Below are 26,560 nucleotides of genomic sequence, written 5' to 3' on the forward strand. Positions count from 1 at the left end.
TCTCTGTCTGCGTCTGCGTCTGCGTCTGCGTCTGCGTCTGCGTCTGCGTCTGCGTCTGCGTCTGCCGGTCTGCGGGCGCCGGGGTGCGCCCGGCGGGGTGCGGCTCGGCGGGCGCACCCCGGCGCCCTGCGGAAGGTTCCTGGTCAGATCATGCCGGACCGTGGTCCGGTTCGCCCGATCCGGCCGCTGTTTCCGCCCGCCTGCGGTGTTCGGCAGCCTTCTTCTCGTAGATCTCGGCCATGCGCAAGTGGTACTCGGGGTTGTCCTGTTCGTAGATGTCCGGTATGCCGTCGAGGTCCTCGTCGCGCTCCTCGTCCTCGTACAGCGTGCGGTACTTGGCGTTGCGTATCTTCAGCAGGATTCCGGAGAACACGGCCGCCGTGAGGGAGCCGACGAGGACCGCCGCCTTGACCTCGTCGGTGAGGGCCGGGTCGTCGCTGAAGGCGAGCTCCCCGATGAGCAGCGAGACGGTGAAGCCGATGCCGGCGAGCGAGGCGACGGCGAAGACGTCGGCCCAGGCCAGGTCGTCGTTCAGCTCGGCGCGGGTGAAGCGGGCGGCGAGCCAGGTGCCGCCGAAGATGCCGACCGCCTTGCCGACGACGAGGCCGAGGACCACGCCGAGCGTCTCGGGTTGCGTGAAGACGTCGCCGAGCGCCCCGCCGGAGATCGCGACCCCGGCGCTGAACAGCGCGAACAGCGGCACCGCGAGACCCGCCGAGAGGGGGCGTACGAGGTGTTCGACGTGCTCCCCGGGGGAGTGGCCCTCGCCCTCCTTGCGGTGGCAGCGCAGCATCAGGCCCATGGCGACACCGGCGATGGTGGCGTGGACGCCGCTGTTGTACATCAGCCCCCACACGACGACGGCCAGCGGTACGTAGACGTACCAGCCGCGCACCCCCTTGCGCAGCAGCAGCCAGAAGACGGCGAGGCCGATGACGGCGCCGCCCAGCGCGGCGAAGTTCAGGTCGCTGGTGAAGAAGACCGCGATGATCAGGATCGCGAAGAGGTCGTCGACGACGGCGAGCGTCAGCAGGAAGGCGCGCAGCGCGGAGGGCAGCGAGGTGCCGATGACCGCGAGGACCGCGAGCGCGAAGGCGATGTCGGTGGCGGTGGGCACGGCCCAGCCGCTCAGGGAGCCGCCGCCCACTGTGTTGACCAGTGTGTAGACCAGGGCCGGTACGGCCATGCCGCAGAGCGCGGCGATGACGGGCAGCGCGGCGGCCTTGGGGTCGCGCAGGTCGCCCGCGACCAGCTCGCGCTTGAGCTCGATCCCGGCGACGAAGAAGAAGACCGCGAGCAGCCCGTCGGCGGCCCAGTGCTGCACGGACAGGTCGAGCCCCAGCGAGCCGGGGCCCAGGTGGAAGTCCCGTACCGTCTCGTAGCTCTCCTTGAGCGGGGTGTTCGCCCAGATCAGGGCCGTGATGGCGGCGACGAGCAGCAGGACGCCGCCGACGGTCTCGGTGCGCAGCGCGTTCGCCACGAAGGTGCGCTCAGGCAGGGAGAGGCGTCCGAGGAACGTGTGCTTGCGGGGGGTGGACGCGGCCACGGGAGTCGACCTCCGGTCGGGTAGGCAGGGCGGAACACATGCCGACCAGACTTCCCGGCGCACCTATGGGTGTTGTCGCGCGCTGTCCGCCGCGGATCTCGCTGCGGTTCTTGTCGCGTTGTTGACGTTGATCCTTAGCCTACCTAATCGCTTGGACGGGCGTGCGGCGGGGGATCCGGCGTAAGCCACTTTAGGAATAAATGGGATGTTCGGCAGGCGGGGCCCGGGAGCCCGGCGCAGGCGCGCGCGCCCGCGCACACGAGAAGGCACCCGGCGCGCGGGGCGCCGGGTGCCTTCTGCGGACTCGGGGGCGGCTGCGGGAGCGGCCCCGGACGGGTGCTAGTCCTCGCTGCCCGCCGTCGGGAGCTTGGTCTGGATGAGGTCCATCACGGAGGAGTCCGTGAGCGTGGTGACGTCGCCCAGCTCGCGGTTCTCCGCGACGTCCCGCAGGAGCCGCCGCATGATCTTCCCGGAGCGGGTCTTGGGCAGCTCGGCCACCGGCAGGATCCGCTTGGGCTTGGCGATCGGGCCGAGCGTCGTGCCCACGTGGTTGCGCAGCTCGGCGACCAGGTCGGCCGTCTCCGACGCCGTGCCGCGCAGGATGACGAAGGCCACAATGGCCTGGCCCGTGGTCTCGTCGGCGGCGCCCACGACGGCCGCCTCGGCGACGGACGGGTGCGAGACGAGCGCGGACTCCACCTCGGTGGTGGAGATGTTGTGCCCGGACACGAGCATCACGTCGTCGACCCGGCCGAGCAGCCAGATGTCGCCGTCCTCGTCCTTCTTGGCGCCGTCCCCGGCGAAGTACCGGTTCTCGAAGCGCGACCAGTAGGTGTCGAGGAACCGCTGGTCGTCACCCCAGATGGTGCGCAGCATCGACGGCCACGGCTCGGTCAGGACCAGGTAGCCGCCCCCGCCGTCGGGCACCTCGTTGGCCTCGTCGTCGACGACGGTGGCCGCGATGCCGGGCAGCGGGCGCTGGGCCGAGCCCGGCTTGGTCTCGGTCACGCCCGGCAGCGGCGAGATCATCATCGCGCCGGTCTCGGTCTGCCACCAGGTGTCCACGATGGGGCACCGGTCGCCGCCGATGTGCTTGCGGTACCACATCCACGCCTCGGGGTTGATCGGCTCACCGACCGAGCCGAGCACGCGCAGCGAGGACAGGTCGTACTTCGCGGGGATGTCGTCGCCCCACTTCATGAACGTACGGATCGCCGTGGGGGCGGTGTACAGGATCGTCACCCCGTACTTCTGCACGATCTCCCAGAAGCGGCCCTGGTGCGGGGTGTCGGGCGTGCCCTCGTAGATGACCTGCGTCGCGCCGTTGGCCAGCGGCCCGTACGTGATGTACGAGTGGCCCGTCACCCAGCCGATGTCGGCCGTGCACCAGTAGACGTCGCTCTCCGGCTTCAGGTCGAAGACGGCGTGGTGGGTGTAGGCCGCCTGCGTCAGATAGCCGCCGGACGTGTGCAGGATGCCCTTCGGCTTGCCCGTCGTACCGGACGTGTACAGGATGAACAGCGGCTGCTCGGCCTCGAACGCCTCCGGGGTGTGCTCGGCCGGCTGGCGCCCCACCACCTCGTGCCACCACAGGTCGCGGCCCTCGGTCCAGGCCACCTCCTGCTCGGTGCGCCGGACGACCAGCACCTTCTGTACGCTCTCGACGCCCTCGCGGCCCAGCGCCTCGTCCACGGCGGGCTTGAGCGCGGACGGCTTGCCCCTGCGGTAGCCGCTGTCGGCGGTGATGACGAGCTTGGCGTCGGCGTCCTTGATGCGAGCGGCGATCGCGTCGGCGGAGAAGCCGCCGAAGACGACCGAGTGCGCGGCGCCGATGCGGGCGCAGGCCAGCATCGCCACGACCGCCTCGGGGATCATCGGCAGATAGACGGCGACGCGGTCGCCCTTGCCCACGCCCAGCTCCGTCAGGGCGTTGGCCGCGCGGCTGACCTCGTCCTTGAGCTCGGCGTAGGTGAGGGCCCTGCTGTCGCCGGGCTCGCCCTCGAAGTGGATGGCCACCCGGTCGCCGTGGCCCGCCTCGACGTGGCGGTCGACGCAGTTGTAGGCGACGTTCAGCCTGCCGTCCTTGAACCACTTCGCGAACGGCGGGTTCGACCAGTCCAGCGTCTCGGTCGGCTCGGTGGCCCAGGTCAGCTGGCGGGCCTGCTCGGCCCAGAAGCCGAGCCTGTCAGCCTTGGCCTGCTCGTACGCCTCCGCGGTGACATTGGCCTGCTCGGCCAGAGCGGCCGGCGGCGCGAAGCGACGCTCCTCCTTGAGCAGGTTGGAAAGGGAAGAAGTCTCGCTCATCGCTCCCTCTCCATCCTCCGAAGGTTGGCCAGGCTTTCGTTGCTCACGACATCTCCCTTTCCCAGGGTGTCCGTTGTGTCCCAGGCCACAGCTCATCAGACACCCGGCCCTGGTGACAAGGGCTTCCGGACAATTGGTTTAGACCTCTAGGGGTGCTGGTGGGAAGGGCGGGGTGCCGGGCGCCGGGGCGGGTCCGCGCGGGGGCCCCACCGCCGGGCGGACGTCGCTCCGGCTCCGGCGGTGGTGTCGGCGGTGGTCCCGGCGGTGGTGCCGGCGGTGAAGGCGGCGCGCTCGGCCGCGGCGCTCAGCCGGCGCGCGTGACTTCCGCCGGGGGTGTCGGGCTGACCTGGCTGAACACCTCGTGCGGCAGGGAGGGGCCGACCGCGCCGGAGGCGTGTCCGGGGCCCTCGGACAGCAGGTACGCCTGGGCCTCGCCCACGTGGAAGTACATCCCGTGCAGCTCCAGGGTGCCCTCGGCGAGCCGCCGGGCGACGGCCTCGTGGGCCCGCAGGTGCTCCAACTGCTGCACCACGTTGGTCAGGCAGAGCTGCTCGACCGCGTCCGCGGGCGCCCGTCCGGCGAGGCGCGGCGCGAGCTTCCCGGACGGCCGCCCGGCGGCGGACGCGGCCATCCGCTCCAGGCTCGGCAGGCCGTGCCGCAGCCACCGCTTGAGCGGGGTCTGCGCCCCGGTGGGCGGGGTGCTGAGCAGTGCCTGCATCGCGCCGCAGCCCGAGTGCCCGCACACGGTGATGGACTTGACCTCCAGGACGTCCACCGCGTACTCGATGGCCGCGGCGACCGAGTCGTCGCCGCTCTCGGCGCCGGGCAACGGCACCAGATTGCCCACGTTCCGCACGACGAAGAGGTCGCCCGGCCCGCTCGACGTGATCATCGAGGTGACGACCCGGGAGTCGGCGCACGTCAGGAAGAGCTGTACGGGACGCTGCCCCTCGCGCGCGAGCCGGGCCAGCTCGCCGCGCACGCGCGGGGCCGTGTGCTGCTGGAAGGCGCTGATGCCCTTGGCCAGCGGGTGCTGGTGGTGGGCCTGCGGGTCCGGCGCCGCCCGGTCGTCGCGCGCGGCCTGCGGGGGCGCCTCGCAGTGGTGGTTGCGCCACGGCGTCCAGGGGCGGCAGCTGCACTGGGCGACGGCGGCGGGCTCGGCGATGCGCTGCCCGCCGCGGCCGGTGATCTCCGCCGTACCGCCGTGCGCGGCGTGCGTGTCCTGCCAGCTCTGCAGCGTCTCGTACGCGGCGTGGTCCATGAACGAGCCGTCCAGCTCCACGACGGCGTGCGCCCCCCGGGGCACGTGGTGCAGGCAGCGGCTGAGCCGGGGCACCGCCAGGAAGGTCAACTGCCCCCGGACGTGGATGTGGTGGACGCCCTCCGCGTCCTCCTCGCAGATGATGCGCGTACGGGCGAGGCGGTGCAGCGCGACCGCCACGGCCGCGGCGATGCCGAGCGCCACGCCTTCGAGGACGCCGAGCACGACGACGCCGAGGGTGGTGACGGCGTAGACGACGATCTCGCGGTGGCGGGTGACGGTGCGGATGTGGTTGAGGCTGACCATCTGGATGCCGACGGCCATGACGAGGGCGGCGAGGGCGGCGAGCGGGATCAGCTCCAGGACGGGCACGAGCAGCAGGGAGGCCCCGACCACCCAGAAGCCGTGCAGGATCGTGGAGTTCTTGCTCACGGCCCCGGCGCGGACGTTCGCCACGCTGCGCACCGCGACCCCGGCGATCGGCAGGCCGCCGAGCGCGCCCGAGACGATGTTCGCCGCGCCCTGGCCGCGCAGCTCCCGGTCGAGGTCGGAACGGCCCACTCCGGCGGCCGAGTCCGTGCGGCCGGAGGTGAGCTTGTCGATGGCGACCGCGCCGAGCAGCGACTGCACGCTGCACACCAGCGTCACCGTGAGGACGGCCGCGACGAGGCCGAGCGCGGGCCCCTCCGGCAGCCCCGCGAGCGCGTGGCTGCGCCAGGACGGCAGCTCGACCTTGGCCAGGGGCAGGGCGGTGAGCCCCGCGAGCGCCGTGGCCGCGGCGACGGCCACCAGGGGCGCGGGCAGCACGCGGGCGGCCCGTCCGGCACGGCCCGGGATGCGCGGCCAGAGCAGCAGGAGCACCAGGGTCAGGACGCTGATCGACAGGGCGGCCGGATGCAGGTCCGACAACTGGGCGGGCAGCGCGCGGAGGTTGTCGACGACCGAGCTCTGCGGGGTGCCGCCGAGCACGATGTGCAACTGGGCGACGGCGATGGTCACGCCGATCCCGCCGAGCATGCCGTGCACGACGGCCGGGCTGACGGCGAGGGCGGAGCGGGCCACGCGCAGGCAGGCCAGGCCGAGTTGGGCGAGGCCGACGAGGACGGTGATGGCGCAGGTGGTGCGCCACCCGTAGCGCTGGATGACGTCGGCGGTGACGACCGTGAGGCCGGCGGCGGGGCCGCTGACCTGGAGCGGTGAGCCGCCGAGGCGCCCGGCGACGACGCCGCCGACGGCCGCGGCGACGAGGCCCGCCTGGAGGGGCGCGCCGGTGGCGAGGGCGATGCCGAGCGACAGCGGCAGCGCGATCAGGAAGACGGCGACGGACGCTGAGATGTCGGCGCCCGCGAGGGAGGGCCGACGGCGCGGCGGGGGCGCGTGGGGCTGTCGGACGGAGCTCGATGCGTGGGCCGAGTCGGTGACGCGTGGCGGGACGCTGGCAGACATTTCCCGTCTCCTCCGGGGCGGCGCGGTCGCGGAACAAGGGGTCCTCCGACGCGGTGTCGGAGGGCGGGTCGCGGCCGTGGGTCACGGCGTAACAGCGGCGGGATAAATCAACTCTCGGTAAACGGATCGTAATGCAGAGTAAAGGTCGCGGCAGGATTTTTGGTGCAAATGGGGTAAGCGTCCACTCCGACGAGTGAATAAATCTTTTCATCGGCTTGTCGTTACGCCGCTTTCCGACACCTGTGCGAAGTTTCTGGCGTTGTGTCCCGATCTGCAGGGCTTGCAGGGGCCGCAGAGCTGGCAGAACGCGCAGAGCTTGCAGAACTCGCTGGGCTCGCAGGGCTTGTCGGGCTCGCTGACCTCGCAGGACTCGCACGGATGAAACGGAAGAAGGTGAGCGGGAGATGGCTGCCCACCACAGGACTGCCGCCGCGCCCGGGGCGGTGGCCGGGCCACCGGGCGGAACCGGGGGGCGGCGGGCCACCGCAGGCCTGGCCGCCCTCGTCGTCTGCGTCACGGCCCTGGCCGGGTGCGGCGGCGACTCCGGTACCGAGAAGGGCGGGCGCGAGGGCGCCCACGGGGCGAAGAAGCCGCGCGGCGCCGCGGCGCCCAAGACCACGGTGCGCCTGATCGGCGACGGCTCCACCGCGTTCACGGGCAAGCAGCCGCTCCTGCCCCGGCCGGAGCGGCTCCGTCCGGGCCAGCGGCCGCCGCAGTTCGTGGTCTTCTCCTGGGACGGCGCGGGCGAGGACAGTCAGCGGCTGTTCTCCCACTTCCGCAAGGTCGCCAAGCGCAACAACGCCACCATGACGTACTTCCTCAGCGGCGTGTACCTGCTTCCGGAGGAGAAACGTTCCCTCTACAGGCCGCCGCAGCATTCACCGGGCAGCTCGGACATCGGCTTCAACGACCGCAAGGGCATCCGCGACACCGTGCGGCAGCTGCGTGCCGCCTGGCTCGAGGGCAACGAGATCGGGACGCACTTCAACGGCCACTTCTGCGGCCCCGGCCGCGGTGTCGGCGAGTGGTCCGTCGCCGAGTGGAAGAGCGAGATCCGCCAGGCCAAGTCCTTCGTGAAGGCCTGGAAGACCAACGCGGACCTCGCGGGCGCCCAGCCGCTGCCCTTCGACTACGACAAGGAGCTCATCGGCGCCCGCACGCCCTGCCTGGAGGGGCGCGCCAACTTCCTGCGCGCGGCGCGCGACCTCGGCTTCCGCTACGACACCAGTGGGGTGAACGACCAGAAGTGGCCCAAGAAGAAGAAAGGGCTGTGGGACCTGTCGATGCAGCTCGTCCCCGTCCCGGGCCGCGGCTTCGAGACGCTCACCATGGACTACAACTTCATGGTGAACCAGTCCGGTTCGACCTCCCAGGGTGATCCGTCCCAGCACGAGTACTGGGGCGACCAGATGCGCGACGGCCTGCTGCGGGGTTTCAAGCGGGCCTACTACGGCAACCGCGCGCCAATGATCATCGGCAACCACTTCGAGTCCTGGAACGGCGGCACCTACATGCGCGCCATCGAGGAGACCATCGAGCGGGTGTGCACCAAGCGTGAGGTGCGGTGCGTCTCCTTCCGGCAGCTCGTGGACTGGCTGGACGCGCAGGACCCGCAGGTCCTGGCCAGGCTGGCCAAGCTCGGGGTCGGCGAGGCCCCCGAGCGGGGCTGGCCCGCCTTCCTGTCGGCCCGCCCGGCCCCGGCACCCAAGGGGGTACCGGGGGCCGAGCCGGCGAAGGAGTAGCCCTTGCGGGGGTCGCGGTCCGGCGTACGGGGTCGGTGGGGCTGAGGGGCTGTCTGGCCGGGCCCCGGGCCGAGCTGGGCCGGGCCGGGGCGGGCGCGTCGCGGGGCCGCTCGGGCCTGGCCGGGCGGGTCGGCGGCGCGCCTGGCCGGAGGCGGCTGTCGGCCCGCCCCGGGCCGGTGCGGCGCCGGCGGGTCAGGCCGTGGCGACCGCTTCCTCGCGCAGGACGAAGTCGGGGTCGACCTGGGAGGAGAGGTCGGCCCCGGTCCTGGCGTCACCCCAGCTCTGTGCGTTCTTCAGGTGGAAGTGCACCATCTGGCGCGTGTACCGCTCCCAGTCGCGGTGCTCGTACGTGGCGTCGACGGCGTCCTGAAGTGCCTGCAGGGCGCGGTGGTTGGCGTCCTCCAGGAGGGAGAACCGGGGCGGACGGCCCTTCTCCATGGAGCGCACCCAGTCCGAGTGCCCGACGGTGACCAGGAGGTCGTCGCCCACCTGCTCGCGCAGGAAGTCGATGTCGTCCTGGCCCTGCACCTTGTTGCCCACGACCTTCAGGCAGACCCCGAAGTCCCGTGCGTAGTCCCGGTACTGGCGGTAGACGGAGACCCCCTTCCGGGTCGGCTCGGCGACGAGGAACGTCATGTCGAAGCGGGTGAACATGCCGGAGGCGAAGGAGTCCGAGCCCGCGGTCATGTCGACGACGGCGTACTCGTCACGGCCGTCGACCAGGTGGTTCAGGCACAGCTCCACCGCTCCCGTCTTGGAGTGGTAGCAGGCGACACCGAGGTCGGCTTCGGTGAACGGCCCGGTGACCATCAAACGCACGGCGCCGCCGTCGAGTTCCACCGGCCGGGCGCAGGCCTCGTACACCGGGTTGTCCTCGCGGATGCGCAGCAGCCGGGAGCCCTCGCCCGGCGGCGTCGTCTTGATCATCGTCTCGGCGGAGGTGATCCGCGGGTTGGTGCCCCGCAGATGGTCCTTGATCAGCGGCAGCCGCGCGCCCATCGCGGGCAGCTCCGCGGCCTGCTCCTCGTCGAGGCCGAGCGCGGGGCCGAGGTGCTGGTTGATGTCGGCGTCCACCGCGAGGACGGGCGCGCCGGTGGCGGCGAGGTGTCGGATGAAGAGCGAGGACAACGTGGTCTTGCCGCTGCCGCCCTTCCCCACGAAAGCGATTTTCATAGTCGTCTAGCGTAGTGGCGGCCCCCGCGCCGGAGCGGTCCTTGAGTGAAGAAGACCACTCCTTCGTGGGGCGGCGACCCCGAGTGCGTAGGGTCGTACTCATGAGTACGACACCCGATCCGCTGCTCGCCCTCGCCTCGCTGCCCGGTGTCCCGGAAGCCGTGGACTCCGTGCGCAAGGCCGTGGACCGCGTCTACGGGCACCGGGTCATGCGCCGCCGCAGCAACGAGATCACCGCGGAGGCCGCACTCCGCGGCGCCCGCGGGTCCGCCGCGCTGTCCGGCGCCGAGTGGGCGCTCGAGGAGGTGCGGCGGCGTAGCGACTTCGGCACCGACGGCGAGGCGCGTGTCATGGGTGCGGCCCTGCGGCTGACGGCCGAGGCGGGCCAGCTGCTGTCCGTGTGGCGGCAGTCGCCGCTGCGGGTCCTGGCGCGGCTGCACCTGGTCGCCGCGGCGGACTCCGACGAGGCGGCGGGGCGCCCGCGCCTCGCGGGTGAGCCGGTCGACGAGCCGCTGGTGGAGCTGGACCTGCCGGACGCCGAGGAGGTGGCGGGGCGCCTGGACGGCCTGTCCCGGCTGGTCCTCGCGGGCAGCTCGGCGCCCGCTCTGGTGTTGGCGGCGGTCGTGCACGGCGAACTGGCCGTGCTGCGGCCCTTCGGCTCGCACAACGGCCTGGTGGCGCGCGCGGCCGAGCGCGTCGTCCTGGTGGGCAGCGGGCTCGACCCGAAGTCCGTCTGCCCGGCCGAGGCGGGCCACGCCGAACTGGGGCGCGCGGCCTACGCGGCGGCCCTCGCCGACTACGCCTCCGGCACACCGGAGGGCATGGCCGCCTGGATCGCCCACTGCGGCAGGGCTGTTGAGCTGGGCGTCAGGGAGTCGACGGCGGTGTGCGAGGCTTTGCAGCGGGGCGCGGCCTAGCGGCGGCCCGGGGCGGCACAAGGGTGCGGCGGTACGGCACAAAGGTGCGGCGGTACGAGCGATGCGTACCGCCGCTGGCATGTCCGCCGAGTTACCAAGCGTCCTCGATGTATGCCCATCAGGTCGGGAACTTTGCCCGTCACCTGGTGCGGCTGGCCCGTAATCGACGGGTCGACGTCGCGTGGGTGCTCGGTGGCCATGCTTCGGTCCGTGGGGCCATTTCGTGCGGTTGAAGGTAATCCTCTCGGATGTCCTTGGTCTCGCGGGCCGTTGACTCCTTTGTACTCCTGTCGCCCGGCGAGCGAAACCCCTGACCGCACTTCTTTACTTTTAGGTTCAAACAAGGGTGAATCGGGCGCCGCTTTCCCGCCGTGCCTGGCTGTGGCCCGCCGCGCCTGGTGGTGATCAGGGGCGGGAGCCGTCCTCAGGGCGCTCGGCGCGTGAAGTCAACCGGCGGCCCCCGCTGCCGCGCGGCGCCGGCTGGCGAGCCAGACGAGGCCCGCGGTGGCCGCGGCGGCACCCACGGCCGCCGCCGCGACGAGCGCCGGGCGGGGTGGCGCGGGCAGCCGCTGCTTGAGCCGTACCGGACGGTGGAAGTCCAGGATCGGCCACTCGCGCGCCAGTGCCTCCCTGCGCAGCGCCCGGTCCGGGTTGACGGCGTGGGGGTGGCCCACGGCCTCCAGCATCGGCATGTCGGTGAACGAGTCGCTGTAGGCGTAGCAGCGCTCCAGGTCGTAGCCCTCGGACTCGGCCAGCTCCTTGACCGCCTCCGCCTTCGTCGGCCCGTACGCGTAGTACTCCACCTCTCCGGTGAAGCAGCCGTCGGGGCCGACGACCATCCGGGTGGCCACGACCCGGTCCGCGCCGAGCAACTCGCCGATCGGCTCGACGACCTCCGCGCCCGAGGTGGAGACGATGACCACGTCCCGGCCGGCGGTGTGGTGCTGCTCGATGAGCGAGGCCGCCTCGTCGTAGATGATCGGGTCGATCAGGTCGTGCAGGGTCTCGGCGACGATCTCCTTGACCTGCTGGACGTTCCAGCCGCGGCACAGGGCGGACAGGTACGCGCGCATGCGCTCCATCTGGTCGTGGTCGGCGCCGCCGGCGAGGAACACGAACTGGGCATATGCGGTGCGCAGTACCGCCCGGCGGTTGATCAGGCCGCCTTGGTAGAACGACTTGCTGAACGTGAGGGTGCTCGACTTCGCAATGACCGTCTTGTCCAGGTCAAAGAAGGCGGCCGTGCGAGGCAAGGAGTGGTTTTCCACGAGCCAGAGCATAGGCGCCCACCATTCGGCGTAAGCTGAGGCGCGTGGGTTTGCCTGAGAAGGCTCTCGGGTACACCATGGAAGTCACGGATCGTTCGCGACCGTGCTAACCCGGTCTGGCTCCTCCCCCCCCCGAGTCGGACCGTGGGGACGACCCCCGCTCTCCCCCCCGGCGGGGGTCGTCGCATGTCCGGGTGGGTTTTTCTCCCCTCTTTTTGATCTCCGGCGCTCGCCGGGCGCCGTTGTGCGCCGCTGCGGCGCCGATGAGCCATGCCCACGATTGGTCACTCTACGTAGCCGAAGCGCTGCGCTGCGGAAGTCGTTCGGGTCCTCACCGGTATGGGTGACGGAGATATTCACAGCTACCGCCTTCTCCACAGTTATTGACCAAGATCCACACGATTTCCCGGTTCGCCGCACGCTGATTCCGCTCGTGCAGTTCATGGCCGGATTCCATTGACCGGGCTTCACGGGCGCGGATCCGGGTGCGCACGGCGCGTATTCGGAGGACTCGCAGCGAGAGGGGGCTGGAGATCGTGACCGGAGTCATTGCGGGCGACGTGTCGCCGCCGTCCGACGGGCGGCCGGGGGCACCGCTGATCGTCACCGAGGACGCGGACCTACTGGATGACCTGCTGCGGCTGTGCGCCGCGGCGGGCGCGCGGCCCGAGGTGCACCACGGGGTGCCGGAGCGCGGAGGCGGCTGGGAGGCGGCCCCGCTCGTCCTGGTCGGGGACGACGCGGTGGAGCGGGTGCGCGGGGCCGCACGGCGGCGCGGGGTCGTGCTGGTTGGGCGGGATCAGGACGATTCAGACGTCTGGCGGCGGGCGGTGGAGATCGGCGCGGAGCAGGTGCTCCTCCTGCCGGACGGCGAGCAGTGGCTGGTCGACCGCATCGCCGACGTCACCGAGGGCGTGGGGCGGCCCGCCGTCACCATCGGCGTCATCGGCGGCCGGGGCGGCGCCGGGGCCTCCACGCTCGCGTGCGCCCTCGCGGTCACGGCCGCGCGTGACCGGCGGCGCACCATGCTCATCGACGCCGACCCGCTGGGCGGCGGGCTCGACGTCCTGCTCGGCGGTGAGGCGGCGGACGGGCTGCGCTGGCCCGCCTTCGCCCAGTCGCGCGGCCGGGTCGGCGGCGGCGCCCTGGAGGAGTCCCTGCCCGAGCTGCACGACCTGCGGGTGCTGAGCTGGGACCGCGGGGACACCGTGGCCGTGGCCCCGCCCGCCATGCGCGCCGTCCTCGCCGCGGCCCGCAGGCGTGGCGGTGTGGTCGTCGTGGACCTGCCCCGCCGCGTGGACGAGACGGTGGGCGAGGCGCTGGCCCAGCTCGACCTGGGCCTGCTTGTGGTGCCGCGCGAGCTGCGCGCCGTGGCCGGGGCGCGGCGCGTCGCGTCCGCGATGGGCATGGTGCTGCGGGACCTGCGGGTCGTGGCCGCCGCCGGGCGCGGACGCGGCGGGCTCGACGCGGACGGCCTCGACGCGGACGAGGTCGCGCGCCTCCTCGAGCTGCCCCTCGTGGGCGAGCTGCCGTGGGAGCACGGCCTGGTGGCGGCCCAGGACGGCGGACAGCCACCGGGAGGGCTGGCGCGCGGGCCGCTCGCCCGGTTCTGCTCCGCCTTCTGGCAGCAGCTTCCCGCTGACGCCACGGGAGGGCGCGTATGAGCGCGGTCGTGGGCGCCCGCATGCTGGACGGCGTACGCCAGTGGCTCGCCGCGAGCGGCACGGAGCCGACCCCGGCCAGAGTCGCCGAAGCCCTGCGGGCGCAGGCGCGGGTCCTCGGGGACGCCGAGGTCCTCGGCGCGGCCGAGCAACTGCGCTCCGAGCTCGTGGGCGCGGGCCCGCTGGAGCCCCTGCTCACCGACCCGTCGGTGACCGACGTCCTGGTGTCCGCACCCGACCGGGTCTGGGTGGACCGGGGCGGCGGCCTGGAGCTCACGGATGTGACGTTCGGGGACGCGGCGGCGGTGCGGCGGCTCGCCCAGCGTCTCGCGGCCGTCGCGGGACGGCGCCTGGACGACGCCCGGCCCTGGGTGGATGCCCGTCTGCCCGACGGCACCCGGCTGCACGCCGTCCTTCCCCCGGTGGCCGTCGGCTCGGCGTGCCTGTCGCTGCGCGTCGTACGGCCGCGGGCCTTCACCCTCGCGGAGCTGACCGAGGCGGGCACGGTGCCGCCCGGCGGCGAGCGGTTCCTGCGGGCGCTGCTCGACGCCCGCCTGTCGTACGTGATCAGTGGCGGCACAGGCAGCGGCAAGACGACGCTCCTGAGCACCCTGCTCGGACTGGTCGGGCCGGGGGAGCGGATCGTGCTGGCCGAGGACTCGGCGGAGCTGCGCCCCGAGCACCCGCACGTGGTGCGCCTGGAGACCCGGCCGGCGAACCAGGAGGGGGCGGGCTTCGTCGGCCTCGACGACCTGGTGCGCCAGGCCCTGCGCATGCGCCCGGACCGGCTCGTCGTGGGCGAGGTGCGGGGCGCGGAGGTGGTCCACCTGCTGGCCGCGCTGAACACCGGGCACGAGGGCGGCTGCGGCACGGTGCACGCGAACGCCGCGGCGGACGTACCGGCCCGCCTGGAGGCCCTGGGCACGGCCGCGGGCCTCGACCGCGCGGCCCTGCACAGCCAGGTGGCGGCCGCGCTCTCGGTGGTGATCCATCTCGTACGGGACCGCTCCGGGCGCCGCCGCGTCGCCGAGGTGCACGTCCTGGAGCGGGAGGCGTCCGGCCTGGTGACGACGGTGCCCGCGCTGCGGTGGGGCGAGCACGGGTTCGTCCGGCAGAGCGGATGGCGTCGCCTGAGCACCCTGCTCGGGAGCCGGGGTGAGGGCACATGAGCGCGGTGGCGGTGTGGAGCGCGGCCCTGTGCGCGGGCGGCTCGGTGTGGCTCCTGGGCGGCCGTGCGAAAGGCAGAGCGTCGAAGCGGGCGGGGTCGGTGCTCGCCCTCGACGGCACGGCACCACCGGGGCCCGGATGGCGCCGAGCGGTCGCCTGGGCCCGAGGGCGGCTCGGCCACCGGGCCGGACACGAGGTGTGGGTGCTGGTGGCGGCTGTGGCGGTGTCCGTCCTGGGCAGTTCGGTGCTGCCGCTCGTCACGGGGGCGGTCGGCGTACCCCTGGCGGGCCGGGCGCGCAGGGCCCGGGACGCGCGTCGGAAGCGCGAGCGGCGGGCGGACGCGGTGATCGCCCTGTGCGGGGCGCTCGCGGGTGAGGTGCGTGCGGGGAGCCAGCCCGGGGAGGCCTTGCGGGCGGCTACGGAGGCACTGGACCAGTCGGCGCCTGCGGCGGGCGCGGTCGGAGTGGGCAGAGCCGCAGGGCCTGCGGACGCCGGGGAGGCCGCCGGAAGGAGCCTCGGTGAGGCGTGGGCCGGTGTGCTGGCGGCGGCGCGGTTCGGCGGGGATGTGCCGGGGGCTCTGCGGGAGGCGGCCCGGGAGCCGGGCGCGGAAGGACTTCTGGGGCTCGCGGCGTGCTGGCGGGTGGCCGTGGACCGGGGCGCCGGACTCGCGACCGGGCTCGAACGCCTTGAGGGCGCCCTGCGGGCGGAGCGGGACCAGCGGGCCGACCTGCGGGCCCAGTTGGCGGGCGCCCGGGCCACGGCGGTGCTGCTCGCCGGGCTCCCCGCGCTGGGCCTGCTGATGGGCGCGGCGCTGGGCGCACGGCCGCTGTGGGTGCTGCTGCACACGGCGGCGGGGTTCGGGTGCCTGCTCGTGGGCGGGGCTCTGGAGGGCCTGGGCGCCTGGTGGGCACTGCGGATCGTGCGAAGGGCGGAGGCGTGATGAGTCAGGCGGAGGTCGTCCACAGGCTGGGGGTGGCCGCGTGGTCGGCGGCGGCCGTGCTGTGGCTGGCGCTCACGGCGGCGACGGCACGGCGGGAGCGGACCGTGGGCCGGCGGGTGGCGGCGGTCCTGGGCGTGGAGCTCAGACCAGGGCGGCTGCGGATGCGGCTGCGCGGGCGGGGCCGGCTGGGGCAGGGACGCGGCGCCCCGTCCGGCCGCCGGGAGGCGGTCCGCAGAGGGCTCGCCGTCGTCGGGGCGGTCGGAGCCGGCTGGGCGCTGATCGGCGGGGTGCCCGGGCTCGTGGTCGGCGTGGGTCTGGGAGGCACCGTGGCGCGGATACGGCGGGACGGCGGGCCGGTGGCGGAGTTCGACGAGGCGGAGGCGGCGCGTCAACTGCCGCTGGCGGCCGACCTGGTCGCGGCCTGCGTGGCCGCGGGCGCCGGGCCGGTGGTGGCGGCCCAGGCCGTGGGGGAGTCCTTGCGGGGGCCGGTCGGCGAACGGCTCGCCTGGGGTGCCGCACAGGTGCGGCTGGGCGGCGAGCCCGCAGAGGCCTGGCGGCAGCTAGGCGTCCTACCGGGTGCCGCGGCACTGGCCCGCCTCCTCGAACGGGCCGGCGAGTCCGGGGCCCCCGCGGCCGGCCCCGTGGCACGGCTCGCCGCCGACTGCCGGGCGGCCAGAGCGCGGGAAGCCACCGCCCGGGCCCGGCACGCGGCGGTCCTGATGACGGCACCGGTGGGGCTGTGCTTCCTGCCCGCCTTCATCGCGCTCGGAGTGGTGCCGGTGATCACGGGACTCGCCGGAGCACTGCTGAGTACGCAGTGAGGTGCTGCCGGGGCGCTCAGGCGAACGGCCCGGCCGCGCCGCGCCGAACCGCCACCCCGGAGCACGGCTGAACGACATCTCGTACGGCCGCCAGGACAGGAAGGCGGCTGCCGACAACGGAGGGACACGTCATGGGGGTTGTCATGTGGAACCACGTACAGGGACACGGACACGGACAGGGACCGGCACAGGAGCACGGACAGGAACCGGCACCGGACCCGGCACTGGATCCGGTACCGGCACAGGGGCACGGCTCGGAACTGGCACACGCGTCAGCGGGCGTGGGTGTCCTGAGGCGGAGGCGACGGTCCTGGGCGGCGCCGCGGGTCCGGCGGCTGCGCCGGAGCGCCTGGGACGCCGGTATGGCGACATCGGAGTACGCCATGGGGCTGCTCGCGGCTGTGGGGTTCGCCGGGCTGCTCTACAAGGTGGTGACGAGCGGGCCGGTCCGGGCGGGGCTCCAGGCCCTGGTGGAGAGGGCGCTCGATGTGCGGTTCTGAAGAGGGTGCGGCGAACGGTGTGGCCTGCACCGGCGAAGGGGGCGCGGGCGCCGGGGCCCCCCCGCGCCCCGGGGGCCGCGGGCCGCGCCGCGGCCGGGGGCGGGGCCGGCGGGGGGGGCGGGGGGCGGGGGGGGGGGCGGGCCGGGGCCCGCCGCGGCCGCCCCCCCCCCTCACCTGGGCGGGGCTTGCCCACCCACCCGCCCGCGCTGCTCCGGCTTTCGAACCCTGGGGCCCTGACGTGCTGGACTGCGGCTGGGTGGGAGCCTCTCCCACCCAGCCCACCCGTGCTGCTCCGGTTCTCGGGCCGCGGGGCCCCGGCGGGGGTGCGATGTGGCTTGGCTGGCAGCGCGTGGGTTCCGGCGCGGAGCGTCGCAGTTCAGACCATGCTGTCCTCCCGGCCCCACTGAGAACTCCTAACCTCGCCGTTTAAGGTCCGGCGTCGAACGCGGCTCGAACTTGTTCGTCTGATCCTGTGCTCCATCACAGAGGCAGAGGAACCAGTACGAAGGCCGTGGTCGTGAGTTTGGGGTATCAGGGAGTCCTGCAGGATACGTTCAGGGAAGTGTCATGCTGCCGGACGGAGTTGTACGCGTGTCTGACCGCGCGGAGCGACGTGCTGTTCGAGATATGCGATGCGCTGTTGTGCACGGACGGGCCGGTGCGGACGCTGGTCGACCTGGCGCTCGCGCCGGAACACCGCCGAGGCTACGGGGCCCTCTACGACGGCCTCAACCAGGGGCGGCTAGACATCGCCCGGCCGCGTAGGGCCCTGGCGGGGATGCCGTTGCCGAGGGCGGCGGACGGACGGATCGTGCTGGCCGCGGACGTCTCACCATGGCTGCGGCCGGACGCCAACACCTGTGTTGACCGGTCCTTCTGCCACACGTTCGGCCGGGGCGAGGGCAAGCATCAGATGGTCCCGGGCTGGCCGTACTCGATCGTAGCTGCGCTGGAGACCGGCCGGGCGTCGTGGACTGCAGTGCTGGACGCTGTGCGTCTGGAGCCCGGCGCGGACATCGCCGCAGTGACCACGGTCCCAGTCCGCGAGCTGGTTGAGCGGCTTGTCGCCGCCGGCCAGGGGAAGTCGGGCGACCCGGATGTCCTGTTGAACGATCTGCCCGTGGAGATCCTCGGGCCGACTCCGCCCCGACTGCGTCATGCGACGGCCGACACCGGCGCGGATCTATGATCCCAAGGGTGGCCGACCGCCCAAGCACGGAGGCGAGTTCGTCTTCGGCGCCCCGCCACGTGGGGTATCGAGCGGGCCGTGACGGTTACCGCAACCCGTCTCTACGGGAAGGCGACCGCGCAGGCGTGGGACCGGCTGCACCCGAGGCTGACCCGCCGGGCGGCCTGGATCGACTACGACGGGCCGTGGCCCGTCGACGAAGGCACCCTCTCCGCCTTACCGTGGCGAGGCTGCCCAGCGGCGGGGTGAACAAGCAGGTCTGGCTGTGGTGGTCGGGCGCTGCCGCCACCACTGCCAACGTCGACCGTTGCTGGCAGTCCTTTCTCCGCCGCTTCGACCTGGAGCACACTTTCCGCCTGTTCAAGCAGACGCTCGGGTGGACCAAGCCCCGGCTTCGCAACTCGGAGGCTGACGACCGGTGGACGCGGCTGGTGATCGCCACCTATGCCCAGCTCCGGCTCGCCCGTCCGCTGGCCAGCGATCTCCGGCGGCCATGGGAGAAACCGGCTTTGCCGAACAAGCTCACGCCCGCCCGGGTCCGCAGGGGGTTCAGAAACCTGTGCACGAAGACCGGCTCCCTGGCCAGTGCACCGAAACCTTCACGGCCGGGCCCCGGAAAACCAACAGGCTCGAAGAACCGCCGCCCGGCGCCCCGGCATGATGTGGGCCGCGTCCTCGCCACCGGCGAGGCATACAGCCGACCCGATCACCACAAAACGGGCACCAAGCCCAGGGGAACCGTCACAGAACTACCAAGATCAGACGTCTAAGGGCGAGTAGCTGCAGCAGCGATGCCGGACTCCCGAAGCGCGTGGGCCAGGCGCTCCATCTCGGGAAGCGTTCCTGAGTGATCACCGTCCAACACGCGGCGCAGCACGGCCTTGGCGTTCATCAGATCAATGCCGAGCTCGGCCCGTAGCACGCGCATGATGGAGACGCTCCTCGCCTGTGGACTGCTCACCTGCAGCCTCGCGGGTCCATGCTCGGAGAGCATCTGATCCCGCTGTTCGGCAGGCATGTCGCCGCCGCACACGGCTAGCGAGAATCCGCAGGCGGAACAGGATGACTCAACGTCCCAACGCAACCGGCCGTCCACCAGGGCCTGAGCTCCCCAGCACTTCAGCTCCGCACCGCAGTCCTGGCAGACAGCGGAGTATCTGACGGATTCGAAAACCTGCTGCTCCATCCCCACCCCAACGGAGACGAGGTTAAGCGACAAGCTACCGACATGTTCTTCAAGGTGGTCGGATCACTCCGGGGTCGTTGATCGCCGCCCCGACATCGTGCCCGGTGGCCGCAGCTACGACCACGACAAGTACCGGGGCCTCGTCCGCGCGCTCGGCGTGCAGCCACTGATCGTGCGACGCGGCATTGAACACGGCTCCGGGTTCGGGACCCAGCCCGGGGGTTCGGCACCCTGCCCTGGGGCAACGAGCGCGCCTTCGCCCCGCCTGCACTGGTTCCGCTGCCCGCGGGCCCGCTGGGGGATCCGCGACGACATCCACGAAGCCTTCCTGACTCCGGGATGTGTGCTCATCCGCTGGCGACGCCTGTCACAGCCGGTCCGAGCCCTCCTCCCGCAGTAGCCATTCCCGAACCGGAAGAGCATGGTCGAAGAGCTGGCCGACCTGCATGCCTTCTTCGCGTGAGGGCACCTTCGGCAGCGGGACGAAGTCCTCCGGAAGCATGTCCAGCCAACTCGTTACGTGGTCTCCCGCACGCAGAGAGACCAGCAGCTCGCACCGCAGATGACGTGGAACGTCCGGGCGGTGGAACAGGCTGTGCCACAAAGCCGGCCACACGTAGTGGGTCCCGTCGGGCGCCGCATGCGCTCGCACCTACGCCGGGTCCAACCGCTGGCTCAGACCGAGGCCGCACGCCCGCTCCTCCAGCCTGAACAGCGAGGCCGAATCGACAGCTTTCAGCTCGCGAGGCAGCGGCTGCTCGAAGTCCATAGCCCCCTCCTGCCCGACGGCACCCCACGGCGAGGAGCCGGTCCCGAAGTGTCATCCCGTCAGAAGTTCTTACAGTGCCCCGGCCTTCGGCGGGTTATGGTCCGGCGCGGCGTGCCTGCGGCTCCGGCCGCCCGTGGCGGCTCCCACTCTCGGATCGCCGGGCCTGGCGTGGTGTGTTGGGGCTGGGTGGGGAGTCCGTGGGTAGTCCTTCCCGCGCAGCCGGCCGGCTGTGGTGCGGCGGCTTGTGGAGCGGCGGGGCCCGACGGATGTGCTGCCGCTGGGTGGGCGGTCCTTTTCCCTCCACCCACCCACACCCACTCGCCCGCCTCCCCGGGCTTTCGGCTCTCCCAGCCCCGGTGTGGAGCGCCGGCGGTCGGTGCTGCTGCTTCGCTCGCGCTTCCCAGCGGTTTGGGTGGGGCGGGTGGGCGGGACCTCCCGGTGACGTGCGGCGGGGCCGTCAGGCGGGCTCGGTCGGGCGGGGCCCGACGCTTCTCCGATCGCCCCTCCGGGCAGGGGGCACGGCTTCAGGCGCCGCCAGGCAGCACACCGGGGTCGCCGCCGGGGCTGGGCCCTTGCCTGGGCCGGGGGTCCCTGCCCAGGGCGGGCACACCTTGGCCTTCGGATCAGCCCCGGCCAGGCCCGGCTCCCGGCACCCGGGCCCCGACGTGGAGCGCCGGCGGCCGGTGCTGTCGCCTTCGCCGAGTTGGGTGGGGGCGGGTGGGTGGGACCTCCCGGCGGTGCCAGGCGCAGCCATGGCGCAGGCCCACTCGGGCAGGACCCGACGCCCCCGACCGCCCCTCCGGGGAGGGGGCAACAGCCCCAGGTGCCGCCCAGCCATCACACGCCCCCGCCCAGGCCAGCCCCCGGCCAGGCCCCCGCCGAGGCCAGGCCCCGCCCAGGCCAGCCCCCGGCCAGGCCCCCACCCGGGCCAGCTCTCGGCCAGGCCCCCGCCCAGGCCAGCCCCCGCCCAAGCCAGCCCCCGGCCCGGCCCCCCGCCAAGGCAACCCCCGCCCGGACGGCCCAGGCGTCACTCCGCCAAGGCTCCGGAGCCAGCCCAAGCTCAAGAACCCGCCAAGGCCACCGCCTCCTTCTCCGGCGAGAGCCCCACCCCCGGCCGGTCAGGCCGCTGAGGTGCCACCCCGCCAAGGCTCCGGAGCCAGTCCCACGTGTCGGCCACGGTCGCCGACAGGGGCCGGCACCGTACGCCCGACCGCGCCGCGCTCGTGTCGTGCAGGGTGTCGTACAGCTCTCCCGGCGGCAGCCACACCGGCAGCTCCCGCCACGGCTCGATCCCCGCCTCCGTCACGGCCTCGGGTGCCGTCCACCGCAGCTCCGCGTCAGGCGCCCCGGCCACCTCCACGCACGCCTCGAGCAGGTCCCCCATCGTGGCGTGGCCCCGGGGGCAGACGAGGTTGTAGGGCCCGTGCCGCCCCGCCGCCACAGCGTCCAGCGTCCACTCCGCGAGGTCGCGGACGTCCACGTACTGGATCCACGCGTCCCGCGGCCCGGGCGCGAGCACGGGCCCGCCCCGCGCGACGCGGTTCAGCCACCACGGCAGCCGCCCGACGTTCTCGTACGGGCCGAGGACGAGCCCGGCCCGCACCAGGAGCGCCCGCTCCGCGCCGAAGGCCCGCTCCGCCGCCAGCTCACCGCCCCGCTTGTCCTCCGCGTACGCCACCGCGTCCGCGTCCGGATCGCCGTCGACGACGGGGAACGACTCGTCCGAGCCCGCCCGCCCCGGGTAGCGGTACACCGACTGGCTGGACACGTACGCGTACCGCCCCGCCCGCCCGGCCAGCAGCCGCGCCGCGTCCCGGACGGCCCGCGGCGCCCCGGACCAGGTGTCGACGACGGCGTCCCAGGCCCCGTCCGCGGCGGCCAGCGCCGCGAGGCCCTCGGCGGTCGTGCGGTCGCCGTGCACGGCCCGCGCTCCCTCGGGCGCCGCATGCCGCCCGCGGTGGAAGACCGTCACGTCCCAGCCGCGCGCCAGCGCCGCCTCCGTGACGGCCCGCCCCACGAACTCCGTACCACCGAGCATCAGAAGTCTCATGATCCGACTCTGCCCGACCGGCGCCCGCACGGGAACCGCCTTCTGCCCCCGGGAGAACCGGGAACGGAGATCCGGGAACGGGAAACAACGGAGATCAGGGAACTGAAGACAAAGAACGGGAAACCGCGAACGCAGAACTGCGAACGCACAACCGTGAACGCACAACCGGGAACGCACAACCGCGAACACAGAACCGCGAACGACCCGCTACTCCCCGGCCGTCGGCGCGTACTTGTAGCCCACGCGCCGCACCGTCTGGATCGTCGCGCGGTACTCCGCCCCGAGCTTGCGCCGCAGCCGGGCGATGTGGACGTCCACGGTCCGCCCGTCGCCGACGTGGCCGTAACCCCACACCGTCGTCACGAGCTGGTCGCGCGTGTGCACCCGGTGCGGATGCGCCACGAGGTGCGCGAGCAGCTCGAACTCCAGGTAGGTGAGGTCGAGTCGGCGCCCGTCGACGTGCGCCGAGCGCCGCGCGGTGTCGATCCGTACGGGCCCGTCCCCGGCGTCCGCGCCCCCCGGCCCGGCGTCGGGCGCCACGGGCGCGAGGTGCTCCTGGCCCGCGGGCACGAGCACCAGGTAGCCGATCATCGGCGGCTGGCCGGGCAGCGTGGGCAGGGAGTGCTGCGGCGCGGGCAGCAGCGTGGCGCCCGGCGGCAGATAGCCCGAGAGGTCGGTGAGGGCGGTGAGGTCGGCCGGTTCGCCGAGCCCGGAGGCCCGGGCCACCTCGTCGGGCGCCACGGCGCGCAGCCGCCCGCGCGCGGCGGGCGCGGCGGCCCGGGCCGTGGCCGAGGCGGCACCGGCGGCCCGGGCACCGTGCACGGCACGAGTCCCGTTGACGGCGCGGGCACCGTTGACAGCGTGAGCGCCGTTCACAGCACGGGCACCGTCGGCGGTGGTGCCGCCGGGAACGGCGGAGACGGCAGGGGCGGCAGGGACGGCGGAGACGGCGGTAGCGGCCTGGAAGGTACGGGAGTTCGCCATGAGTCAGCTCTTTCGCGCGAGGGAGTCGTCGAGGACGTACGTCGTGCGCGACAGGCCGGAGGCCGGGTGGAACGGCTCAGAGGGCCCGCGCGCTCAGCGCGCGGCAACACACCCGGTCGAAGTCGTGATGCTGCCGGGACGGCCAGAAGGGCTCGAGGTCATGATGACCCGTCGCGGAGTTCCGGAAGCTGCCCATGCCCCCCATTGAAGCAGATGGGAGCGGGTCCGGCGGCCCCGTTTCGTACGTCGGTACGAGCCCCTGACGCCGCGGCGGCGCGAACGGACTGCCGCGGGGCGGGCGTTGGGGTGGGTGCGAGGCGGGCGTTGGGATGGCGCGAGGCGGGCGTTGGGCGGCGCGAGGCGGACGTCGGGCGGCGCGCGAAGGGCGCCCACCGCGGCGGTGGGCGCCCTGCACGGAATCCGGCGGACCGTACGGAACGGGTCAGACCTGCCCGGCCTTCTCCAGCGCCGCGCAGCAGGTGTCGACGAGCAGCCGCGTCACCACGTACGGGTCGACGTTCGCGTTCGGGCGGCGGTCCTCGATGTAGCCCTTGCCGTCCCGCTCGACCTGCCAGGGGATGCGGACGGAGGCGCCGCGGTCGGAGACGCCGTACGAGTACTCGTTCCACGGGGCGGTCTCGTGCAGGCCGGTGAGGCGGTCGTCGATGCCCGCGCCGTAGTTCTTGACGTGGTCCATCGGCTTGGAGCCCTCGCCGAGCGACTCGCACGCGGTGATGATCGCGTCATAGCCCTCGCGCATGGCCCTGGTGGAGAAGTTCGTGTGCGCGCCGGCGCCGTTCCAGTCGCCCTTGACCGGCTTGGGGTCGAGGGTGGCGGAGACGCCGAAGTCCTCGGCCGTGCGGTAGAGCAGCCAGCGGGCCACCCAGAGCTGGTCGGAGACCTCCAGCGGGGCGAGCGGCCCGACCTGGAACTCCCACTGGCCGGGCATGACCTCGGCGTTGATGCCGGAGATGCCGAGTCCCGCCGCGAGGCAGTTGTCCAGGTGCGCCTCGACGACGTCACGGCCGTGGATCTCGTCCGCGCCGACGCCGCAGTAGTAGCCGCCCTGCGGGGCCGGGAAGCCGCCGGCCGGGAAGCCGAGCGGGCGGTCGCCCTCGAAGAAGGTGTACTCCTGCTCGATGCCGAAGACCGGCTCCTGCCCCGCGAACCGCTCGGCGACCTCCACGAGCGCGGCCCGCGTGTTGGAGGGGTGCGGCGTCATGTCGGTGTGCAGGACCTCGCACAGGACCAGGACGTTCTCGCCGCCGCGGATCGGGTCCGGGCAGCGGAAGACCGGCTTCAGGACGAGGTCGGAGGCGTGGCCCTCGGCCTGGTTCGTGGACGAGCCGTCGAAGCCCCACAGGGGCAGGTCCGCCACCCGCGCCGCCTGCTCAGGACCGGCCAGGATCTTCGTCTTCGAGCGCAGCTTGGCGGTCGGCTCGGTGCCGTCGATCCAGATGTACTCAGCCTTGATGGTCACGGGCCTCATCCTTCGGAACACTAGGTACGGCGGCGCAGACGTGCGGGTGCTGCGGTCCGTGGCGATGTCCGGGAGCCTGTCAACGCGCGATTTCCCGTCCGTTGCCCGTGTGTGAACCCCGTGTTACCCGGGACGGCTGTGGCCGGAGTCACGGCGTACGGGCCGGGGTGGCGGTCCGGTCCGCGGTCACTTGATGACGGCGTTCGCCACGGCGATGAGCACCCCGATGGCCATGTCCGCGAGCCCGACGAGCACGGCCGCGTGCCTGCGGTAACCGGCGCGCAGCGCGGCGAACGTCCCCCAGCCGAGGAGCAGCGCCGCGTTCAGCGACAGCCCCGCGTACGTCACGGGCCCCTCCGGCCAGCCCGCGCACCCGGCGGCCACCAGCAGCGCCACGGTGGGCCAGCAGGCGATCACCACCGGCCACTCGTCGGCGAGGGTCCAGGCCAGGTGGAGCCAGCGGTGGGCGGCACGGCCCGGCCGGTGCGTGGCCATGTGGTGGGCGTAGCCGTGCGCCAGCGCGGCCGTGCCTGCCGTGACCAGCACCCAGGCGGCGTCGTAGAGCGGTGTGTACGGCGCGCCCTCGGAGTGCAGGGCGGCGAGCAGCGCGCTCGCGAGGACGGTGCCGTACACGCCTTCGGACAGCCAGCTCCGCACGGCGCGCTCCTCTCCCTCGCCCCGGGCGGCCGACTGCCGACCCGGGAGGAGCGCTCCACCGTACGAAGGCGATATGTGCGGGAAGGTTACGTTTCGCCCGCTGTTCCCGCGCGGTCCCGTGAGGATCGGGAAACCGCCTCGAGCCCGGGCTCAGGCCCGGGACGCCGCCCTGGCCCGAGCCCGGCCCGGGCGGGGGCCGCACCGGCCGAGGGGAGCCCGCCTCGGCCGCGGGGGCCGCACCGGCCGAGGGAAACCCGCCCCCGCCGAGGGAAGCCCGCCTCGGCCGGGGGAAGGCTGGCTCCGGGCGCGGGGAGGCCGCTCCGGCCCCTGCCACCGCGCCTAGCGGGACAGCGCGTCCCGCACCGCCTCCTCCGTGCGGCCCACCACCGCCGTGCCGTCGTCCGCCGTGATGAGGGGCCGCTGGATGAGCCTGGGGTGCGCGGCGAGCGCCTCGATCCACGCCTCGCGCCCGGAGGCGTCGCGGGGCCAGCGGGTGCGGTCCTTCAGGTCCAGCTCCTTGGCCTCGGCCTCCTGGGTGCGGGTGATGTCCCAGGGTTCGAGGCCGAGCCGGTCGAGCACGTCGCGGATCTCGTCGGCGCTGGGCACGTCCTCAAGATAGCGGCGCACCGTGTAGTCGGCTCCCTCCGCGTCGAGCAGCGTCAGGGCGCTGCGGCACTTCGAACAGGCGGGGTTGATCCAGATCTCCATGCCGCACACGCTACCCGCGACCCACCCGCCCCGTGCCCCTCAAACCCCCTCTGGCCAGCGGAGATTGCCGTTCCGGAGACCGGCCGTTGTCAGTGCCGGCCCGTAGAATGGAAGCAATGTTCGAAGGGGCCCGCGAGGGTTCCCGAACCGCGACAGGAGGATGTCTGTGCCCGCTGCCGCAGTCCCGTCCGTGCCCGCTACGACCGCCCGCTCCCGCACGTCCTCGTCCCGTGCCCCGCGCGCGTCCCGCGTCCGGCACGCCGTGCAGCCGCCGCTGCTCGACGTCCCGTACGTGCCGCACGCGAAGCACCCCCTGCCGCCCGGCCGCCCCCGCGAGTGGTACATCACGCACAACCGCCGCCTCAAGGCCATGAGGCTGGCCATCGCCCTCCTGGACGCGGGCGTCTACGTCCCGACCCAGGCGGACAACGTACGGATCCGCGCCATGGCCGAGACGGTGGGCATCCACCCCCCGTCGGACACGACGTGCCACATGGTGCGGGCCCTGATGCGCTACAGCCGCTGACCCGCTGACCCGCTGACCCGCTGACCCGCAGTCTCGCTGAGCCGCTGACCCACTGACCCACTGACCCACTGACCCACAGACTCACTGTCTCGCTGATCCACCGAGCCTCTCCGACGCACCGACCCGCCGACGCACCGACCCGCTGACGCCCAGATCCACCGACGCACCGACCCTCTGACCGCTGACTCACGACAGCCGTGCGCCGGACGGGGCGGGGACTCCGAGCCCCGTCCGGCGCACGGGACCGACGCACGGGACCGGGACC

General features: G+C 73.2%; 18 protein-coding genes and 2 pseudogenes. 9 read left to right on the top strand and 11 right to left on the bottom strand.

Annotated features, from left to right (window positions below; genetic code table 11):
* Window positions 1-148 precede the first annotated feature (148 nt).
* The 3 genes and pseudogenes from nhaA to QK440_RS01775 form a co-directional block, all read right to left on the bottom strand.
* Complete coding sequence (gene nhaA, locus QK440_RS01765) at window positions 149-1,546, bottom strand: Na+/H+ antiporter NhaA (RefSeq protein WP_282791122.1); 1,398 nt, start codon at window positions 1,544-1,546, stop codon at window positions 149-151.
* A gap of 339 nt (window positions 1,547-1,885) precedes the next feature.
* Window positions 1,886-3,939, bottom strand: a pseudogene (gene acs, locus QK440_RS01770) (acetate--CoA ligase).
* Window positions 3,940-4,154: 215 nt separating this feature from the next.
* Window positions 4,155-6,557, bottom strand: coding sequence for a SulP family inorganic anion transporter (locus QK440_RS01775; RefSeq protein WP_282791123.1), 2,403 nt, complete (start codon window positions 6,555-6,557; stop codon window positions 4,155-4,157).
* A gap of 404 nt (window positions 6,558-6,961) precedes the next feature.
* Here QK440_RS01775 and QK440_RS01780 point away from each other — a divergent pair, with 404 nt between their 5' ends.
* Window positions 6,962-8,299 carry a hypothetical protein gene (locus QK440_RS01780; protein WP_282791124.1) on the top strand — a complete coding sequence of 446 codons (1,338 nt, stop codon included), beginning with the start codon at window positions 6,962-6,964 and terminating at the stop codon, window positions 8,297-8,299.
* Window positions 8,300-8,491: 192 nt separating this feature from the next.
* Here QK440_RS01780 and QK440_RS01785 read toward each other — a convergent pair whose 3' ends face one another.
* Window positions 8,492-9,472: an ATP-binding protein gene (locus QK440_RS01785; protein WP_282791125.1), complete on the bottom strand. Its 981-nt coding sequence runs from the start codon at window positions 9,470-9,472 to the stop codon at window positions 8,492-8,494.
* Window positions 9,473-9,573: 101 nt separating this feature from the next.
* Here QK440_RS01785 and QK440_RS01790 point away from each other — a divergent pair, with 101 nt between their 5' ends.
* Window positions 9,574-10,389 carry a Fic family protein gene (locus QK440_RS01790; protein ID WP_282791126.1) on the top strand — a complete coding sequence of 272 codons (816 nt, stop codon included), beginning with the start codon at window positions 9,574-9,576 and terminating at the stop codon, window positions 10,387-10,389.
* A gap of 446 nt (window positions 10,390-10,835) precedes the next feature.
* On the opposite strand, the gene QK440_RS01795 is transcribed toward QK440_RS01790, so the two are convergent.
* Window positions 10,836-11,669 (bottom strand): HAD-IB family hydrolase, encoded by an 834-nt coding sequence (locus QK440_RS01795; protein ID WP_282791127.1) that lies wholly within the window; start codon window positions 11,667-11,669, stop codon window positions 10,836-10,838.
* 524 nt (window positions 11,670-12,193) lie between these two features.
* Between QK440_RS01795 and ssd the strand changes: the two genes are divergently transcribed.
* The 6 genes and pseudogenes from ssd (at window position 12,194) to QK440_RS01825 (ending at window position 18,705) form a co-directional block, all read left to right on the top strand.
* Window positions 12,194-13,321 carry a septum site-determining protein Ssd gene (gene ssd, locus QK440_RS01800; RefSeq protein WP_282791128.1) on the top strand — a complete coding sequence of 376 codons (1,128 nt, stop codon included), beginning with the start codon at window positions 12,194-12,196 and terminating at the stop codon, window positions 13,319-13,321.
* A complete protein-coding gene (locus tag QK440_RS01805) occupies window positions 13,318-14,487 on the top strand; it encodes a TadA family conjugal transfer-associated ATPase (RefSeq protein WP_282791129.1) in 1,170 nt (389 codons plus the stop codon). Before ssd ends, QK440_RS01805 begins: the two co-directional genes overlap by 4 nt.
* Window positions 14,484-15,425, top strand: a complete 942-nt coding sequence (locus QK440_RS01810; protein ID WP_282791130.1) for a type II secretion system F family protein — start codon at window positions 14,484-14,486, stop codon at window positions 15,423-15,425. The genes QK440_RS01805 and QK440_RS01810 overlap by 4 nt, the downstream gene beginning before the upstream one ends.
* Window positions 15,425-16,246: a type II secretion system F family protein gene (locus QK440_RS01815; RefSeq protein WP_282791131.1), complete on the top strand. Its 822-nt coding sequence runs from the start codon at window positions 15,425-15,427 to the stop codon at window positions 16,244-16,246. The genes QK440_RS01810 and QK440_RS01815 overlap by 1 nt, the downstream gene beginning before the upstream one ends.
* Window positions 16,247-16,581: 335 nt before the next feature.
* Complete coding sequence (locus QK440_RS01820; RefSeq protein WP_282791149.1) at window positions 16,582-16,746, top strand: DUF4244 domain-containing protein; 165 nt, start codon at window positions 16,582-16,584, stop codon at window positions 16,744-16,746.
* Between the two features lie 517 nt (window positions 16,747-17,263).
* Window positions 17,264-18,705 (top strand): annotated as a pseudogene (locus tag QK440_RS01825) (NF041680 family putative transposase).
* Here QK440_RS01825 and QK440_RS01830 read toward each other — a convergent pair.
* The 6 genes from QK440_RS01830 to QK440_RS01855 form a co-directional block, all read right to left on the bottom strand.
* Window positions 18,702-19,121, bottom strand: coding sequence for a hypothetical protein (locus tag QK440_RS01830; protein WP_282791132.1), 420 nt, complete (start codon window positions 19,119-19,121; stop codon window positions 18,702-18,704). The pseudogene QK440_RS01825 and the gene QK440_RS01830 sit on opposite strands and share 4 nt — an antisense overlap.
* 1,829 nt (window positions 19,122-20,950) lie before the next feature.
* Complete coding sequence (locus QK440_RS01835) at window positions 20,951-21,940, bottom strand: NAD-dependent epimerase/dehydratase family protein (RefSeq protein WP_282791133.1); 990 nt, start codon at window positions 21,938-21,940, stop codon at window positions 20,951-20,953.
* A 207-nt stretch (window positions 21,941-22,147) separates the two neighbouring features.
* Complete coding sequence (locus tag QK440_RS01840) at window positions 22,148-22,762, bottom strand: winged helix-turn-helix domain-containing protein (protein WP_282791150.1); 615 nt, start codon at window positions 22,760-22,762, stop codon at window positions 22,148-22,150.
* Window positions 22,763-23,366: 604 nt separating this feature from the next.
* Complete coding sequence (gene glnII / locus QK440_RS01845; protein ID WP_282791134.1) at window positions 23,367-24,404, bottom strand: glutamine synthetase; 1,038 nt, start codon at window positions 24,402-24,404, stop codon at window positions 23,367-23,369.
* Between the two features lie 186 nt (window positions 24,405-24,590).
* Window positions 24,591-25,061: a hypothetical protein gene (locus QK440_RS01850; protein WP_282791135.1), complete on the bottom strand. Its 471-nt coding sequence runs from the start codon at window positions 25,059-25,061 to the stop codon at window positions 24,591-24,593.
* A 339-nt stretch (window positions 25,062-25,400) separates the two neighbouring features.
* Window positions 25,401-25,769, bottom strand: a complete 369-nt coding sequence (locus tag QK440_RS01855; RefSeq protein WP_282791136.1) for an arsenate reductase family protein — start codon at window positions 25,767-25,769, stop codon at window positions 25,401-25,403.
* A gap of 160 nt (window positions 25,770-25,929) precedes the next feature.
* Here QK440_RS01855 and QK440_RS01860 point away from each other — a divergent pair, with 160 nt between their 5' ends.
* Entirely contained in the window at window positions 25,930-26,295 is a 366-nt protein-coding gene (locus tag QK440_RS01860) for a hypothetical protein (protein ID WP_282791137.1), read from the top strand.
* The last annotated feature ends 265 nt before the right edge of the window (window positions 26,296-26,560 follow it).

The sequence above is a fragment of the Streptomyces sp. CC224B genome (assembly GCF_030010595.1).
Classification (GTDB): domain Bacteria; phylum Actinomycetota; class Actinomycetes; order Streptomycetales; family Streptomycetaceae; genus Streptomyces; species Streptomyces longispororuber.

Coding starts and splice junctions, on each gene's coding strand:
- QK440_RS01795 (WP_282791127.1), bottom strand. CDS start 11,669: ATGCTCTGGCTCGTGGAAAACCACTCCTTGCCTCGCACGGCCGCCTTC.
- QK440_RS01775 (WP_282791123.1), bottom strand. CDS start 6,557: ATGTCTGCCAGCGTCCCGCCACGCGTCACCGACTCGGCCCACGCATCG.
- QK440_RS01860 (WP_282791137.1), top strand. CDS start 25,930: ATGTCTGTGCCCGCTGCCGCAGTCCCGTCCGTGCCCGCTACGACCGCC.
- QK440_RS01785 (WP_282791125.1), bottom strand. CDS start 9,472: ATGAAAATCGCTTTCGTGGGGAAGGGCGGCAGCGGCAAGACCACGTTG.
- QK440_RS01855 (WP_282791136.1), bottom strand. CDS start 25,769: ATGGAGATCTGGATCAACCCCGCCTGTTCGAAGTGCCGCAGCGCCCTG.
- QK440_RS01830 (WP_282791132.1), bottom strand. CDS start 19,121: ATGGAGCAGCAGGTTTTCGAATCCGTCAGATACTCCGCTGTCTGCCAG.
- QK440_RS01810 (WP_282791130.1), top strand. CDS start 14,484: ATGAGCGCGGTGGCGGTGTGGAGCGCGGCCCTGTGCGCGGGCGGCTCG.
- QK440_RS01835 (WP_282791133.1), bottom strand. CDS start 21,940: ATGAGACTTCTGATGCTCGGTGGTACGGAGTTCGTGGGGCGGGCCGTC.
- QK440_RS01805 (WP_282791129.1), top strand. CDS start 13,318: ATGAGCGCGGTCGTGGGCGCCCGCATGCTGGACGGCGTACGCCAGTGG.
- QK440_RS01780 (WP_282791124.1), top strand. CDS start 6,962: ATGGCTGCCCACCACAGGACTGCCGCCGCGCCCGGGGCGGTGGCCGGG.
- QK440_RS01815 (WP_282791131.1), top strand. CDS start 15,425: ATGAGTCAGGCGGAGGTCGTCCACAGGCTGGGGGTGGCCGCGTGGTCG.
- QK440_RS01790 (WP_282791126.1), top strand. CDS start 9,574: ATGAGTACGACACCCGATCCGCTGCTCGCCCTCGCCTCGCTGCCCGGT.